Annotated in this window: 13 protein-coding genes; 2 read left to right on the top strand and 11 right to left on the bottom strand. The window is 70.6% G+C overall.

The annotated features are described in order from the left end of the window. Positions 1-39: 39 nt before the first annotated feature. Positions 40-876, bottom strand: coding sequence for a DeoR/GlpR family DNA-binding transcription regulator (locus tag OH735_RS02925; protein WP_406379191.1), 837 nt, complete (start codon positions 874-876; stop codon positions 40-42). Positions 877-1065: 189 nt separating this feature from the next. Between OH735_RS02925 and OH735_RS02920 the strand changes: the two genes are divergently transcribed. Then, positions 1066-3462, top strand: coding sequence for a hypothetical protein (locus OH735_RS02920; protein ID WP_406379189.1), 2397 nt, complete (start codon positions 1066-1068; stop codon positions 3460-3462). On the opposite strand, the gene OH735_RS02915 is transcribed toward OH735_RS02920, so the two are convergent. The 10 genes from OH735_RS02915 to OH735_RS02870 form a co-directional block, all read right to left on the bottom strand. After that, positions 3432-5867, bottom strand: coding sequence for a right-handed parallel beta-helix repeat-containing protein (locus OH735_RS02915; RefSeq protein ID WP_406379187.1), 2436 nt, complete (start codon positions 5865-5867; stop codon positions 3432-3434). The genes OH735_RS02920 and OH735_RS02915 overlap by 31 nt on opposite strands. Positions 5868-6020: 153 nt before the next feature. Continuing rightward, positions 6021-6611, bottom strand: a complete 591-nt coding sequence (locus OH735_RS02910; protein ID WP_406379185.1) for a hypothetical protein — start codon at positions 6609-6611, stop codon at positions 6021-6023. Positions 6612-6938: 327 nt separating this feature from the next. Beyond that, the gene (locus OH735_RS02905; protein ID WP_406379183.1) at positions 6939-7418 is read right to left on the bottom strand and encodes a DUF6643 family protein; all 480 of its coding nucleotides are present in this window, start codon (positions 7416-7418) and stop codon (positions 6939-6941) included. A gap of 274 nt (positions 7419-7692) precedes the next feature. Beyond that, complete coding sequence (locus tag OH735_RS02900; protein WP_406379181.1) at positions 7693-7815, bottom strand: hypothetical protein; 123 nt, start codon at positions 7813-7815, stop codon at positions 7693-7695. A 136-nt stretch (positions 7816-7951) separates the two neighbouring features. Further along, complete coding sequence (locus tag OH735_RS02895; protein ID WP_406379180.1) at positions 7952-9841, bottom strand: phosphocholine-specific phospholipase C; 1890 nt, start codon at positions 9839-9841, stop codon at positions 7952-7954. Positions 9842-9845: 4 nt separating this feature from the next. Then, positions 9846-10535, bottom strand: a complete 690-nt coding sequence (locus OH735_RS02890) for an HAD family hydrolase (protein ID WP_406379179.1) — start codon at positions 10533-10535, stop codon at positions 9846-9848. Between the two features lie 133 nt (positions 10536-10668). Then, the gene (locus OH735_RS02885) at positions 10669-11805 is read right to left on the bottom strand and encodes an ABC transporter ATP-binding protein (RefSeq protein ID WP_406379177.1); all 1137 of its coding nucleotides are present in this window, start codon (positions 11803-11805) and stop codon (positions 10669-10671) included. Continuing rightward, a complete protein-coding gene (locus tag OH735_RS02880) occupies positions 11802-12629 on the bottom strand; it encodes an ABC transporter permease subunit (RefSeq protein ID WP_406379176.1) in 828 nt (275 codons plus the stop codon). The genes OH735_RS02885 and OH735_RS02880 overlap by 4 nt, the downstream gene beginning before the upstream one ends. Continuing rightward, a complete protein-coding gene (locus OH735_RS02875) occupies positions 12617-13549 on the bottom strand; it encodes an ABC transporter permease (RefSeq protein WP_406379175.1) in 933 nt (310 codons plus the stop codon). The genes OH735_RS02880 and OH735_RS02875 overlap by 13 nt, the downstream gene beginning before the upstream one ends. Next, the gene (locus OH735_RS02870) at positions 13546-14706 is read right to left on the bottom strand and encodes an ABC transporter substrate-binding protein (protein ID WP_406386382.1); all 1161 of its coding nucleotides are present in this window, start codon (positions 14704-14706) and stop codon (positions 13546-13548) included. Before OH735_RS02870 ends, OH735_RS02875 begins: the two co-directional genes overlap by 4 nt. Positions 14707-14920: 214 nt before the next feature. Here OH735_RS02870 and OH735_RS02865 point away from each other — a divergent pair, with 214 nt between their 5' ends. Then, a complete protein-coding gene (locus OH735_RS02865; RefSeq protein ID WP_406379173.1) occupies positions 14921-15679 on the top strand; it encodes a GntR family transcriptional regulator in 759 nt (252 codons plus the stop codon). Positions 15680-15812 lie beyond the last annotated feature (133 nt).

Genomic DNA, 15812 nt, shown 5'->3' with positions numbered 1-15812 from the left:
CCGGGGCTGGGCGGAACCGACACACCGCCCGGCCGCTCCTCAGGAAGCGTCGTCCGCGCTCCGGCCCGCCACCAGCAGGCCCGGCAACTGTTCCTCGATCTCCGCACGGGCGGCGGCCGACAGACCCGCGTCCGTCACGAACGTGTCCACCTGCTCCAGGGTCGCGAACGAACTCAGTCCCACCGTGCCCCACTTGGTGTGGTCGGCGACCACCACGACACGCCGCGCCGACTGGACGAAACGGCGGTTCGTCTCGGCCTCCGCAAGATTCGGCGTCGACAGACCGGCCTCCACCGAGATCCCGTGCACCCCGAGGAACAGCACATCGAAGTGGAGCGAGGCGATCGCCTGATCCGCGACCGGGCCGACCAGGGAGTCCGACGGCGTCCGTACCCCACCGGTGAGCACCACCGTGGCGGCCCCGGCACGCGCCCCGCCCGCGGCCCCCGAGCGCTGCGCGCCGTGGAACACATCGGCGACCCGCACCGAATTGGTCACCACCGTCAGATCCGGTACGTCCAGCAGATGCTGGGCGAGCGCGTACGTCGTCGTACCACCGGAGAGCGCGATGGCGGTGCCGGGCACCGCCATGGCCGCGGCGGCCCGCGCGATGTCCTCCTTGGCGGTCAGCTCCAGCGCCGACTTGGCCTCGAAACCGGGCTCGTGCGTACTGGCCTCGACCACCGGAACGGCCCCGCCGTGCACTTTCTCGATCACACCCTGGCGGGCCAGCGCGTCCAAATCCCGGCGGACGGTCATGTCCGAGACGCTCAGCCTGCGGGTCAGCTCATTGACCCGGACCCCGCCACGCCTGCGCACCTCGTCGAGGATCAGGGCACGCCGCTGCTCCGCGAGCAGGTTCTGATTCTCGCTCAACGCCGGTCCGGTCCTTCCCTCAGGCCGTGCAACAGTCTCCTCGGACGGGGTCATCCTGCCACGCGGTGTCGTCGGCCGTCGCACTGGGGAGATTCCGTGAGAGCGGTGCGTACACCGGCCCTCGTCCGTGATCCTGGTGACCGCGCATCAGCGCCTTCCCCCCCACGACCGAGAGAGCGAGTCACTCCAGTGCCACCTGCCACCCAGACCCCGCAGAGTCCGGGGCCCGCGCTGGAACTGCTGGTCCACGGCGTGGGCGGAGCCACCCCGCAGGAGATGCTCGACGACCCGCGGCCGGTCCGGGTCACCGGCGACGCGACCGCCGCCATGTACCGGCGGGCCGGGGACATGGACGCCGAACAGCACCCGGAGCGATATCGCGACCGGCCCATCGCCGAGGCCTACTGCTGGTCCAACCTCACCTCCGGCAACGGCTCCCGCGCCCTGTGGCTGCTGCTGCTCCCGTTCATGGTGGTCAACCTCGCCCACTGGATGCGCCCCACCGCCCGGAGCCGCACCCGCACGGTGCGCCTGTACGGGGTCCTCGTCCGGCTTGTCGCCCTGAGCCTCACGGTCCTGCTGACCGCGGCAGCCTGCGAGGTCGCGCTCGACCTGACGGCCTGGCAGTGCGCGGGCGTACCGGGCTGCTCGGACAAGCGGTCCTGGCTCGGCTTCCTGTCGACGGCACAGGGCGGCTGGTGGTCCCAGCCGGGCCGGCGCCTCGCCCTCGCCGCGCTCGTGCCCACCGCGCTGGTCGGGCTGCTCTGGTTCCTGTCCAACCGGACCTGGAGCGCGTACGAATCGCAGCGCCCGCTCACCGGCTCCGGACCGGACGACGCCGACCCGGAGACCGCCCCCGATCCGAACACCTCCGGCACCCCGGCCGGTGGCCGCCCGGCCCTCGCCCGGCCCGGGTTCTGGTACGGCCGCCGGCTGGTCGCCCGGCTGCGCGCCGCCCACACCGCCGCCGGATTCCTCACCGTCGCCGCGTCGGTCGCGGGTGCCGCGGCCCGCCACGACCGCGCCGCCACCGGCCCCGTGCCCGGCGTCCTCGGATCGCTGATCGAAGCGGCGCTGGTCCTGGGCGCCCTCGTCGTGCTGTGGGTGGTCTGCCGCCGCGGCCGCAGCGAACGGAGTCTCGACAACCGGCTCGACCGTGCCCTCATCACCTGGCTGCCCGGCACCGCCCTGGCCCTGCTCGTCCTCGCCGCGGTGTACGCCGCCTGGTCGCGTCCCGCCTGGGTCTCGGCGGGCGCCCTGCCCGGCGACGTCACCTTCAGCATCGTCACGCTCGGCCAGGGAGCGCTCGTCGTCGTCCTCGCCGTGGTGTCGCTCGGCCTGTACCGCAGGACCCCCGAACACCGCACCGTCATGTACGGACTCGGCGGACCGGTGGTCGCCATGCTTGCCTGCGCTCTCGGCGGCATCATGACCGGCGGGGTCGCCCAGCGCGTCGCCGACTGGCTCGACGGCTCCGGCACCCCGGGCATGGGCCGCGGCGCCCTCATCGAGGGGCCCCCGGTGCTGCTCAGCTGGCAGGCCTCGGTCATCCCCGTGCTCCTGGTGCTGTTGGCGGTCCCCGGCGCCGTGCTGCTCGTACGCACCTGGCTCGTCGCGCGCGCCCTGGAGCCCGAGATCGACCGGGAGTACGGGCAGGAGCGGCCGGACCCCGCCCGGACCCGGCAGATCGCCCGGATCCGGGCCACGGCTGCCCTCACCGACTCCGCGCCCTGGATCCTCGGCCCGGTCTCCGGCGCCACGCTGCTGCTCGGTGCGGCGGCGGTCGGCGGGGCCTGGGCGAGCGGTGAGGTGCCCGGCCTGGCGATGAAGGGCAGCGGCCCGTTCATCGAGTCCGTCGCCGAAGCGGCCCAGTCGGCCGGCTCCTGGATGATCGGGCTCGGCTTCATACTCTTCGTCACCTGGGGACGGCGCGCCTACCGTGACGCCTCCGCCCGGCGCACCATCGGCATCCTCTGGGACGTCGGTACGTTCTGGCCGCGCGCCGCCCATCCCTTCGCACCGCCCTGCTATGCCGAGCGTGCCGTCCCCGACCTGGCGTCACGGATGTCCGGCTGGACCGGGCTCACCCGCGGCAGGCTCGTCATCTCGGGCCACTCCCAGGGCAGCGTCCTCGCGGCGTCCGCGGTCTGGCAGCTGCCGCCGGAGACCCGGAGCCGGGTCGCCCTGCTCACCTACGGCTCGCCGATCGAGCGGCTGTACGCGCGCTGGTTCCCGGCCTACTTCGGCCCCGGACCGCTGCACGGGCTGCACCGGTCCGTGCACTGCTGGCGCAACCTCTGGCGGGCTACCGACCCGATCGGCGGCCGGGTCCGGCTCGAGGAGGGACCGGGGCCCGAGGTGGACCGGGGGCCGCTGAAGGACCCCCTGGTTTACGGGCGGACCCCCGAACATCCGCTGCCCGAACCGGTTCTGGGGCACTCGGACTACCAGGCCGACCCGGTCTTCGCCGAGGAACGGGCCGCACTGCTGGAGCGGCTCGACCCGGTCCTGCCCCGCCAGGCGGACGGGGAGGAATCCCCGAAGGCCCTGCGGGGTCAGGGGAGTTCGGGAAGATCCTCGGGGTAGAGCAGGCTGAGGTCGTCCGTGCTCGGATCGGCGAGCTGGGCGACCCGGCCCGCATGCCGCTCCACCATCGACTCGAACGTCTGCCGCGCGGTACGGCCGTTGCCGAACGCCGGGCCCTTGGGGAGCTCCGTGAAGTACTTCAGCAGCGCTTCCCCGGTCCCGGAGGCCAGGCTGTACTCGTGCTCCTCGGCCTGCTGCTCGATGATCCGCAGCAGCTCGTCGGGCTCGTAGTCGCTGAAGGTGATGGTCCGTGAGAAACGGGACGCCACACCGGGGTTGACGGTGAGGAACCGCTCCATCTCGTGGGTGTAGCCGGCGACGATGACGACCACCGCGTCCCGGTGGTCCTCCATCAGCTTCACGAGCGTGTCGATCGCCTCCCGGCCGAAGTCCCGGCCGGAGTCCTCGGGCGACAGGGCGTACGCCTCGTCGACGAACAGCACCCCGCCGCGCGCCCGGTCGAAGGCCTCCTGGGTGCGGATGGCGGTCGAGCCGATGTGCTCGCCGACCAGGTCGACGCGGGACACCTCGACCAGATGGCCCCGCTCCAGCACGCCGAGCGAGGCGAGGATCTCGCCGTACAGCCGGGCCACGGTGGTCTTGCCGGTGCCGGGGGAGCCGGTGAAGACGAGATGCCGCCGGACCGACGCGGCCTTGAGCCCGGCCTCCCGGCGCCGACGGCCGACCTCGATCATGTCGGTGAGGGCGCGCACCTCCCGCTTCACGCTGTCCAGGCCCACCAGCGCGTCCAGTTCCCCGAGAACGGCGTCCGACGGGCGCACCGGCTCGGGGGCCGGCGGCTCGGCCGGGGCGGGCTCCGCGGCCCGCTGACCCGGGACCGCGCCGAGCAGCCCGGGGGTCGACTGGGTCGCTGTCAGCACGGCCGGGGCCGGGGGAGTGGGGGAGCGCAGCGCGCTCTCGTCGCTCGTGCAGTCCTCCACGACGGGTCCCGCTCCCTGTCCGTCGCCGTGGGCGCCGCCTTCGGCGAACTCGTAGCCGCCGCGGGCGCACCGCTCGGTACGGCAACGGGTCAGCGTCGTACGGCAGCCGTCCATCACGTGGAAGCCGTAACCGTCGCTGCCGGTGACCCGGCAGCTGTGGAAGGTGCCGCGGCCCTCGGCGGAGACGTAGAAACCGGCCTCGGTGGGCGAGGTGACCGTGCAGCGCTCGATCGTCGGGTCGGCGCCCTTGGTGACGATCACTCCGGTCTGCGCGGTGTCGATGGTGCAGTTGTTCAGCGTGCCGCCACTGCCGTGGTCGCGGAACCAGGCGCCGGTGGACGCCTCGCGGATGCGGCAGTCGTCGAGCTGGGCGGTCGCCCCGTCGCTCACCGACACCGCCGTATTGCGGACCTGGGAGAGATCGCTGTCGACCACGTCGGCGCGCGAGCCCCGGTCGAGCACGAAGATGGCGTCCGGCACGTCATGGACCCGGCAGGAGTCCAATATCACCGTCGCTCCGTCGCTCACCCAGACGGCCGGGTAGTCGCCCGTACTGTCATGTATCTCGCACTGGTTGGCGTCGACGCGGGTGCCGGGATCCCAGACGGAAAGGCCGTTGCGGCCGAACCGGCGCACCGTGGAGCGGGTCAGGGTGAGGACCGAACGGGAACGCAGATCCACCGCGTTCTCCGGGATGTCGTGGATGTCGCAGTCGGCCAGCGTCAGGACGGCATCGGTGTCGAGCGTGACGCCGTCCGCCGAAGTGCGGTGCACCGTGCACTCGGTGAGGTGGGCGGCGGCACGAGCGGTGACCTGGACCCCGCTGCCCTTGATCTCGTACACCTCGCAGCCGACGGCCTCCAGACCGCTGCCCTCGCCGGTGACGCTGAGCCCCGCGCCCGACGCGTGGTGGATCCGGCAGCGTTCCAGCCGCGGGTGCGCACCGTCGCGCACCGAGACGCCGGACTGGCCGGCCGAGACGACCTCGCACTGCTCGAACACGCCGCCCGCACCGTCGAGTACGGCGATGCCGGCCCCGGCCGGGTTGTCGACCGTGCAACGGCGCACGGTGGGCCGGGCCGCACCGCGTACCTCGATCCCCGCGGCGGAACGCGTCACGATCCGCAGATCCGCGAGCTCCGGTGCGCCGTCCTCGACGAGCAGCGCCGGGGCCGTCGAGTCCTGGCCCTCCACCTGCAGGTCCGAGACGACGGCGGAGGCACGGACCGTCAGCGGCACGCCGTCCACCGGCGCTATCCGTACGGAACCGGCCGAGCCCTCGGGCCCGCGCAGGGTCACCGCCCGGTGCAGAACCAGATTCTCCCGGTAGGTGCCGGGCGCGATGGTGAGGACGTCACCGTCCGCCGCGGCCTCCAGGGCTGCGGTGAGGGAGGCGTATTCGCCTGTGCGGCGCCGCCACCGCGATGTGCCGGTGTGCGTCACCTGGACCGTGCCCTGTGCCATGGCGCTGTTGTGCCCCCACCTCGTGCGTGTGTGATGCCCGGGTCCACCGGCCTTCCGGCCATGGCGAAACCAGGGTCCGCCCGCCGAGGAAGCGGGCGGGCCGGTCCACCGTAGCGCGCGCGGCGGGCGGGAGTTGACCCGATCACCCGCTGATCAGCTGCCGGTCCCGGTCCTGCCCCAGTCGGGACCGGCCTCGGCCCAGTCCTGGTCGATCCGGGTGTACCGCCCCCGCATCATGCGCGAGACGATCAGCCGGCGGCAGCCCTCGATCAGCGCGACCGCGAGCAGCATCACCCCGAACCCGGCCAGCGCCGCGTGCGTATGGGCCGCCGGCGCGTCCATGGGCCGGGGCACGGGGTGGCCGTCGAGGTCCGTCCAGATCTCCACCTCGGCCCCCGGCCCGGCCCTCCGGGAGAGGGTGGTCACCGTACCGCTGCGGTCGGTGCCGTCCGGGGCCTTCCAGCGCGCCACCACCAGGGTCTGCGAGGAGCGCTCCGAGGACACCTCGGGATCGGTGGCGAAATGCGGCGCTTTTGGCGCCCGGCGCAGCACGACCGCGGTCGTGGCATGGCGTTGGGCCCGCTGGGCCCGTACCGATTTCTGCAGGGCGTCGTCGGTGAACGATCCGCATCGCCAGCCCAGCGCCGGCGCCGCCAGCACCATGAGAATCAGCGCGACCAATGCCACCCATGCCTCGCGCCGGTCCGTGGCGCGGCGCAGGGGATTGTGCCGCCAACGCCACACGCCCGTAACCGCTCGCACAGTCCCGCACCCCCTTCCGTATCCGTCTTAACCCGATACGGCGCGCTTCGCGCGCTGAAGCGGCGAAGAGAGAGGAACCTCACCACGGGACAACGCACGGACCGGCCCCATGAGTTCCCGCCCACCGAAGGAGACTGACGGCCCGTCCGGGGCGCGCGAGCGAGTACGGGCCACGGAGGGCGCCGCGGTGCGTGAGGGCGGCACGGCGCAGGCAGGGCGGTACCGGGCCCGGTGCGGGAACGTCGAGGTCGCCGGCGAGTCCCCATGGCTCGACGACGACCTCGGTACGACCGTGTGCGACTCCCCGGCTCAGTACCCCCGGCCCTGGTGCGGGCGGTTGTGCGGGTCCTCGTACGGAGAGGGCGCGGGGGCGGGGCGCGGCGAGGCCGGACGCATCGCCTCGTACCCGATGCCCGGCGCGGGCCGTTGCTGCTGCTGCGGTGCGTAGGGCGCCGCCTGGTATCCGCCGCGGGTCGCGGTCGGCTGCTGCGGGATGTACGGCGCCGGGGCCTGCTGCAACTGCGGGGGCTGCGCGGGCGCGTAGCCCTGCTGGGCCGGCTGCGGGTAGCCGTACGACGGGCCGGGCTGGGAAGGCGCCGCGGGAAGAACCGGCAGGGCCGCCGGGAGAGCCGGCAGATAGCTGTTGCCGGTGTCATAGGCGGCAGGCACTCGGATCGGGGCGATCTGAGGGGTGCCCCGCTCCGCGACCAGGGAGTCGTAGATCGGGGTGTCGGGGAACGACGGTGCGGCGTAGTAGCCGCCGCCGTAGGTGGAGCGGGGGGAGGTCATGACACCTAAGTTAAGCCCACAATGTGCTGGTTGGGGAGCCCCAATCTTGGGGTCATCCGTTTTACGCTGGTTCTGTCCACCTGACCTGCCAAAATAACGTCAAGGCTTCCGTTAGCCTGGCGCTTTCGTACGCCCAGCAGGACTTGGAGGTTGGCCATGTAGTTGGTTGATCGCTGGTTCGTAAGCTCGTCGTCGCCTGCTGGTGTGAGTCCGGTCCGGATAGCTGCCAGGAGGCCCGGTAGCAGGCTGGCGGCGTCGGGGGGGGAAACGCCCGTCACCGCGAATGATTGGGCTGCGGCCGTGTGTGCCCGAACCAGAAGGCGACCTCTGCGGCCACCGCCAGCAGCATGCCGAGGGTGATGTTGACCGGGAGAAGAGAACTTGCGCTCAGCGTCACATTGCTCACCGTAAATGCCGCTGCCGGACGGGGCGACTCCTCGGACGCGGGGGCGGGGTGCGGCGGCGCTCGGCCAGGCGGTGCTTGCCGAGGGCGGCAACCTGCGGGACGAGCAGAGCGTGCTGGAATCAACGGATCACGAGACATCAGCCGTAATCGTGTTCGGGGCCGCGTGCACTGTCCCCGCGTACCGCCGGGCGAAGCCCGTGCCTCCGTCCGCCGTGACGGTCATGTCGTACCGCCCGCTGTCCGTGGGCCAGTTCAGGACCGCCTTCTCGCGCGGGCCGAGTAGCTGCGTGTGTTCCGTGCCGCCGAAGTCGTTCGGGGCGACGGTGAAGCACACCTCCGAACCGCCGTCGTTGGCCAGCAGCAACTCGACCGAGGCGTTCTCCGGCCTGTCGCCCCGCAGGACCCCTGTCACCCGAGGAGCGGCAGCGTCGTTCTGATCGGCTGCGGTCACCATTCCGGTGAATCGGCAGACGAAGCCATCGGCGCCGTGAACGGTGAAGTCGTAGCGCCCGCCCGTGCGTACGGCATCCCACACGTAGGTGGCAGTGCTGCGCGGCGCGACAGTGAATGGCGTACCGGCGAACGGCCGCGCGATGTTCGGGAACACCGTGAAGTGGAAGGAGACCGTTCCTTCGTTGGCGAGTGTGCAGGTGACCTTGCCGGTGGCGCGGTCCACAGCGACGTCGGCCCATGGGCGGTACGGCAGCGCCCGGTGCGGACGCGCACCGCCCGGTTCCTGTGTCGGCATGACCTGTGTGCCCGGTGCCGGGAGCTCCACCGGTGGCAGTTCCATCGCCGCGTCGGCCTGCTCCACCAGCGCGCGGGTGTCTGGCAGTGCGGGGATCGAGAAGTCGGGCCGGGCGAAGTCGAAGCAACTGGTGAGGTCGCCGCATACGTCGCGACGCCACTTTGAGATATTGGGTTCCCGCACGCCGGTGACGAGTTCCAGGAAGCGCAGGACGGAGGTGTGGTCGAAGACCTGGGAATCGACCCAGCCGCCACGCGACCACGGTGATATCACCCACAGGGGGACGCGGTTGCCCAGCCCGATCGGCTGCCCGTCCACGAACTCCTCGGGGGTCGCGGCGGGCGGGAACGGCGGCACCACGTGGTCGAAGTAGCCGTCGTTCTCGTCGTACATGACGAGGAAGGCGGTGTGCCGCCACACGTCCGGGTTGGCGAAGACCGACTGAAGGGCGGTGTTGACCCAGTGGGCGCCGTAAGCGGGGCTGGCGGTCGGGTGTTCGCAGAACAGGTACGGAGAGACCAGCCAGGACACTGTCGGCAGCGTACCGTCCTTGCAGTGGGCGTCGAACGCCGACAGGTCCCATTTCGTCATCGCGTTGATGTAGCGCGGGTCGTCCTTGTCGAAGGTGTGGAACCGGGCGAAGTACTCCAGGGCGTTGTCCTCGTAGTTGCCGTGGCGCTCGTCCAGTCCGGGAGTGTGGTAAACGCGCCAGCTGACGTTGGCGGCCGACAAGCGTTCTGCGTAGGTGGTCCAGTCGCAGACCGGGTTGTCGGGAAGCGGGGTGTTGTCGATCCACGGGCCGGTCGTGCCGTCCCGGCCCGGGCCGACGGTGCCGGTCCACAGGTAGAGGCGGTTGGGGCTGGTGGGTCCGGCCAGTGAGCAGAAGTAGGCGTCGCAGAGTGTGAACGCGTCGGCCAGCGCGTACTGGTAGGGAATGTCCTCACGGGTGAGGTAGCCCATGCTCTGCTCGCCCTTGGCCGATGTCCAGCGGTTCATCGCGCCGTTGTTGATGGCATCGTGACCGGATTCCCAGTCGTGCGGCAGACCGTCGGCGTTCTGCGCGTCGAACTTCGTGGAGTCCATCCGGTAGGGCAGCAGGAAGCCGCCGTCGGTCCGGGAGAGGGCGGGCTGACGGAAGACGCTGTCGCCGTTCGGGAACGTCAGAGCCTGACGGTCGTCGAACCCGCGCACGCCGTTCAGCGTGCCGAAGTAGTGGTCGAAACTGCGGTTCTCCTGCATGAGGATCACGACGTGGCGGATGTCGTCCATGGTGTCAGTTCCTTTCCGCGGACGTGAACAGGGACATGAGCAGGGTCACATCGGCCCGCTCCAGGGAGTCGAGGACCGTCCGTCGTGCTGCGGACGGGATCGGTACGGTGGAGGGCACGGCCAGCACCACGCACCCGGCGGCCTCGGCCGCGGCGACGCCCGTGGGCGTGTCCTCGACGACTACGCAGGCGCGCGGATCGACGCCGAGGGCGGCGGCTGCGGCAAGGTACGGATCAGGCGCCGGCTTGGTGCGGACCGTGTCCTCGACGGCGACTGTCAACACGAACCGCTCCTCGCCCAGGGCCTTGCGCACGAGGTCGACGACATGGCGCGGCGACGCGGAGACGATCGCCGTGGGGACCCCGGCCGCGGCCAGTTCGTCCAGCAGGCGCAGCGCGCCCGGTCGCGGGACGACCTCGCAGGCGACTCGGGCGGCGAACGCCGCATCCAGGTCGATGGCGAGCACATCAGGGGCGGGGACCGTTGGGCCGCCGGTACGGTGCAGGTGAGCTGCGGTGTGTGCGGCCGGTCGGCCCAGCACATGATGCGTGTCGGCTTCGGTCAGCTGCCGCCCGATCCCGTCTGCCACCTGTTCCACGGCGGCCCACCACAGCCGCTCGGTGTCGACGAGTGTGCCGTCCATGTCGAACAGCACGGCAGCGGGAAGGCCGGGTGTGGCACTGCGATGGCTCATGAGGAGTTTCTCCGGTGCGTGGCGAACGGGCGGAAGCAGAGGCTCCCTGCGTCGAAGGCCGGACAGGTCGGTAGGTTCGGTCTGAAACGACGGCTTTGTACGGCGTGGTCGAACCGAGGATCGGCCGGAGCCGTCAGCTTCCACCGCGAACACCGTTTCCCCAGCTGTGGCGATCCACCAGCACCGGGCGGTCCGGAAGGGTCAGCGTCACCTTCGCACCGACGGGGAGTCCGGCCGTCGAGTGAGTCGCCACGTCCGCCATCACCTCCGCGCCTTCGGCCAGCCGTACGGTCAGCCTCGTCGTCGCGCCCCGGAATGTCGCGCCCACGATCTGGGACGTGCCGTCGCTGTCCGCCGTGACCCCGATCGCTTCCGGGCGTACCAGTACGTTCACCTCGCCACTTCCGCCGTTGGTCCCGACGGGGCCCGGCAGCGTCCCGTGGACCGGTAGCGTGCGGCCGAACGCGCCCACGGTCGTGCCGTCCGCCCCCGACCGGGCCGGTATCCGGCTCATCACCCCCACGAAATTGGCGACGAACGCGGTCGCAGGGCGTTCGTACAGCTCTGTGGGAGGCGCGCACTGCTCCAGTCTCCCGGCGCGCATCACGGCGACCCGGTCGGCCATGGAGAGGGCCTCCTCCTGGTCGTGTGTCACGAACAGCGTCGTGATGCCCAGTTGTTGTTGGAGGCGACGGATCTCCTCCCGCAGCGTCAGCCGCACCTGCGCGTCGAGCGCGGACAGCGGTTCGTCGAGCAGCAGTACGCGTGGCCGCAGTGCCAGAGCCCGGGCCAGCGCGATGCGCTGCTGCTGGCCTCCGGAGAGCTGGCGCGGGAAGCGGGCGGCGTGGTTCGCCAGCCCGACCAGCTCCAGAAGTTCCGCGGCGCGAGCCCGCCGCGCGGCTTTGCCCGTCCCGCTCATCCGCAGCCCGAAGGCGACGTTGTCGATGGCTGTCATGTGCGGAAAGAGGCTGTACGACTGGAACACCATGCCCGCCTCGCGGCGGTGTGCGGGAACACGCGTGATGTCCTCGCCGTCCACGAGCACTTCGCCCGTGTCGGGCCGCTCGAAGCCGGCGACCGTGCGCAATGCGGTGGTCTTTCCGCAGCCGGACGGGCCGAGCAGTGCCAGGAGTTCGCCGGGGCGGATTTCAAGGTCCAGTCCGTCCAGCGCCGTCGTGGTGCCGAAGGTGCGGCGCAGCCCGCGGAATTCCACGGTTGAACCGGCCCGCGTCGGCCTGACGGTTTCGGGGTCGGTAAGAAGGTCGGTCATGAGTTCTCCTTGGGGCGGCGAGTACGTCCGGCGGCGCTGATCATCAGCAGCAGCATCCAGGTGACGAGGAGGCCGACCATCGAGACGGCCACCGACATCTGCGCCTGCGAGCCGCTGGTGGCGACGGTCCACACGGCGAACGGCTGGTAGCCGAGGATCGCGGCGACGCTGTACTCGCCGAGGACGAGTGCGAGGGTCAGGAACGCCGTGTTGAGCAGCGCCCCACGAAGGTTGGGCAGCACGACATGGATGAGGGTGTGCGGCCACGGCGCCCCGCAGGACCGTGCAGCCTCGACGAGCACGCGCAGGTCGATGGCGGCGAACCCGGTGTCGAGTGTGCGGTACGCCAGCGGCAGCGCCATCAGCGTGTAGGCGAGCACCAGAACCATGGGGAACTGCGGGGCCTGGAGCGCGACCATGACTTGGAAGAGCGGGGTGCCGGCAAAGTGGTCCGGTCCCCAGCGCAGCACCGCGCTGATCCCGGCGACCAGGGCGACCGCGGGTACGACCAGCGGCAGCATGCACACGATCTCGACGAGTGTGCGCAGACGCGGCGCGACCAGCCGCACCGTGACCAAGGCGGGCACGAGCAGCAGCAGAACCAGCGCGATGGTGGCCGTGGCCAGTTTCAGGGTCAGAGTGAGGCTGTCGGTGAAGCCGGCGGCGCCGAAAATGCCGGTGTAGGCCTCGAAGCCCAGGGACTGGTGGGGGGCGCCGATTCCGATGCTGAAGGCGATGGCGCATGCGATCGGGACGAGGAAGTACGCACCGGTGAGCAGCAGTACGGCGCTGCGCCCATATCCGGTCCTGTTCAAGCGAGCCATCGTGTGCTCCTGCGCTGCAACGGCACCTGGACGGCCATGACAAGCCCCGCGACCAGCACCATGTCGACGCCGAGCGCCAGGGCGACGTTGTCCTGGCCGACCAGGACGTTGCCGGACAGCGCGTCCGCGATCTGCATGGTGACCAGCGGAACCGAGCTGCCAACCATCGCGGCGGCCGTCGCGTACGCACTGAACGCGGAGCCGAACAGCAAGACATAGCCGCCGAGCAGCGATGGCGTGAGAATCGGCAGGGCGACGTGCATCCAGTAACGGAAGGTGCTCGCGCCGTTGTTGTGGGCGGCCTCGCGCCACTGTCGCCGCAGCCCCTCCAGAGCGGGGGCGAGCGTGAGGACCATGAGTGGAATCAGGAAGTAGAGGTAGACCAGGGTCAGGCCCCAGAAGCCGTACAGACTCCAGCCGTGGCCGAGCAGGTGGAAGTGGGTCGTCAGCACCCCGGCGTTGCCGAGCGTCGCCACGAAAGCGAACGCGAGCGGCACACCGCCGAAGTTCGCCAGTACGCCCGCCCCGGCCAGGACCGCCTCGCGCAGCGCGCGGAATCGCGAGGTCACGACCGCGTGGGCGACCGGCAGACCGACAACCGTGGCGATCAGCGCGGAGACGGCGGAGAGCTTGACGCTTCCGATGAGCGCGGTCAGGTAGGGGCCGTGCAGTGAGGCGCTCATGTTTGCGCCGGTGAAGCGGGCCCCGCCGGGCACGGTTTCGGGCGTCGTGAGCGCGCCGAACACCATTGTCCCGGCGGGCAGGCCGAACACCAAGGCGGCGAAGAGGAGCAGCGGCACGGCACCCAGCCAGCCAGCCGAGCGAGGAAGGCGCCACCGCCGGGCGGCGCCCGCACGAGTACCTCTTCCGCAGGAGCGGGTCGGGTTGTCGCCACTGGCGACTGCTTGGAGGGTACTCATTCGCCGACGCCCCGGCCCCAGCCCTGGACGACGTCCTGCTTGGCCTTGCTGATCTGGTTCTCCGTCGGGAAGGTGGTCTTGCCGGCGGGTGCCTGCGGGAGCTTGGCGGCGACGGTGGTGTCGAGCGTGCCGGCCTTCTGCATCGAGGGCATCAGCACGGGGCGGGCGTGGCCCTTGAGCCACAGGTTCTGGCCTTCGGGGCTGTAGAGGAACTCCTGCCACAAGCGGGCAGCGGCCGGGTGCGGTGCCCACTTCACGATGGCCTGCGAGTAGTACTGGGCGTACACACCGTCGGCCGGGACGCTCACCTTCCAGTCGACGCCCTTGGCGCGGAGCGCGTCGACGTATCCGGCGTTGAGGTAGTCCCAGTTGACGCTGATCGGCGTCTCACCCTTCTGAATGGTCGCCGGGCTCGACTCGACAGGGTTGAAGTTGCCGGAATTCTCCAGACGGGCGAAGAAGTCCAGGCCGGGCTTGATGTCGTCGAAGGAGCCCTTGTTGGCGAGTGCCGCCGCGTATACGGCACTGAAGGCCGAGCCGGACTTCGTCGGATTGCCGGTCAGTGCGATCTGGCCCTTGTACTGCGGATCGAGCAGGTCGGCGAAGGTCTTGGGGCACTTCTTGACGCGGGCCGCGTCACAACCGATCGAGACGTAGCCGCCGAAGTCGTTGTACCAGCGTGCCTGAGCGTCCTTCTGCTCCTTCGGGATCTGGTCGAAGGCTGAGACGCGGTACTGCGCCAGCAGGTTCTGCTGGGCCGCGCTGATGGCGAAGGCGCTGCCCACGTCGATGACGTCCGGAGACCGGTCCTGTCCCTTGCGGGAGGTGACCGCGGCGATCTCGTCCTGGCTGGAGGCGTCGGGGTTCTCGACCTCGACCTTGATCCCGTACTTCTTCTCGAAGGTGTCGATGATCTCGCCGTAGTTCGCCCAGTCCCGAGGAAGGGCGATGGCGTTCAACTTGCCCTCCTTCTTCGCGGCTGCGACGAGAGCGTCGAGGCCGCCGGCATCCTGTGCCGAGACGGCGGTCGCGGCCTTGCTCCCGCTATCGCTTGCCCCGTCTGCACTGGTCAGGCCGCATGCGCTGAGTCCCAGCGCGGCCGCGGCAAGGACACAGAAAAGGCCTGCCGAGGGAACGCGGTGCAGTCTCAATGGAATCTCCCAGTGGAATAAGTTGGCTGTACAACTTGACTCATTACCTCGGGAGGTGGTGTACGGAAGATGAACGCCGGCGAACGCGCGGAGAAGCCTCTCGGGAAGAGATCGCGGGCTGTGCGGTGGGAGGGGCCTGATCGGTGAGCCACGTTCGGGAGCGGATAGGCTCACGTTCCACAGCAGCGGCGATGGGCGGCTGGGGGAGAAGGAGAGCGCAATGGCGGTCGCGGGGGGCGGCACCACCGGAGCCCGGTACCGGCGGCTGGCGGCTGACCTGCGCGAGGCCATAGCTGCCGGCGCCTACGGGTCGGACGGCCGGCTGCCCAGCGAGGAGAAGCTCGCCCAGCAGTTCGGCGTCTCACGTGGCACCGTCCGTCAGGCGCTGGCCGTGCTGCGCGCCAACGGCTTGGTCACTTCCCGACGTGGCACGCGCCGCGTCGTGCTCGGCACCGCACGTACGCAGAGTTTTTTCGAGTTGCTGAGTTTCACCCGCTGGGCACGCTCGCTCGGAGAGGAACCGGGCAGCCGCACGATCGACATCGAACGCCGTCCCGCAGAACCGTTGGAATGCGAGCAGCTCAGCCTCGCTCCGGGGTCGCAGGTATACCGGGTGCTCCGGCTGCGGACGCTGTCGCGTGTTCCGATCATGATCGAGAGGACTCTCTACCCCGAGCGGATCGGCGCCCTGATCAAGCGTCTGGATCCCCACGCGATCTCGCACACCGATCCACTGGCCGAGGAGGGAGTGGTGTTCGCGGACACGGAACACACCATTGACCTCGTCTACGCCGATGCCGACGACGCGCGCCTCCTCGGCTGCGCCCCGGACGCGCCGCTGATGCGGGAGCGGCGGCGGGCCACGGACCAGGCGGGCAGACCGTTGATGTGGTCGGACGACCGCTTTCTGCCGGGCACGATTGCTTTCACGGTGCACAACTCAGTGGCGACGACGGCGCTGTCGCGCCGACGCGGCTGAGCTGACCGGCCGTCATCGCCGTCGTCCGCCGTGCGAAGGCGGTCGGCTCATTTCCGGTGCCGACCGGCGAGCTAAGCCCAGTCGGGTTCCGGCATTCCCAGCCGCGGTGCCACCATGTCCACGTGGCCGGTTC

The sequence above is a fragment of the Streptomyces sp. NBC_01618 genome, from assembly GCF_045209435.1.
Lineage (GTDB): Bacteria > Actinomycetota > Actinomycetes > Streptomycetales > Streptomycetaceae > Streptomyces.
Note: the sequence above shows the minus strand (reverse complement) of the source record. Positions and strands in the feature narration are given on the sequence as shown.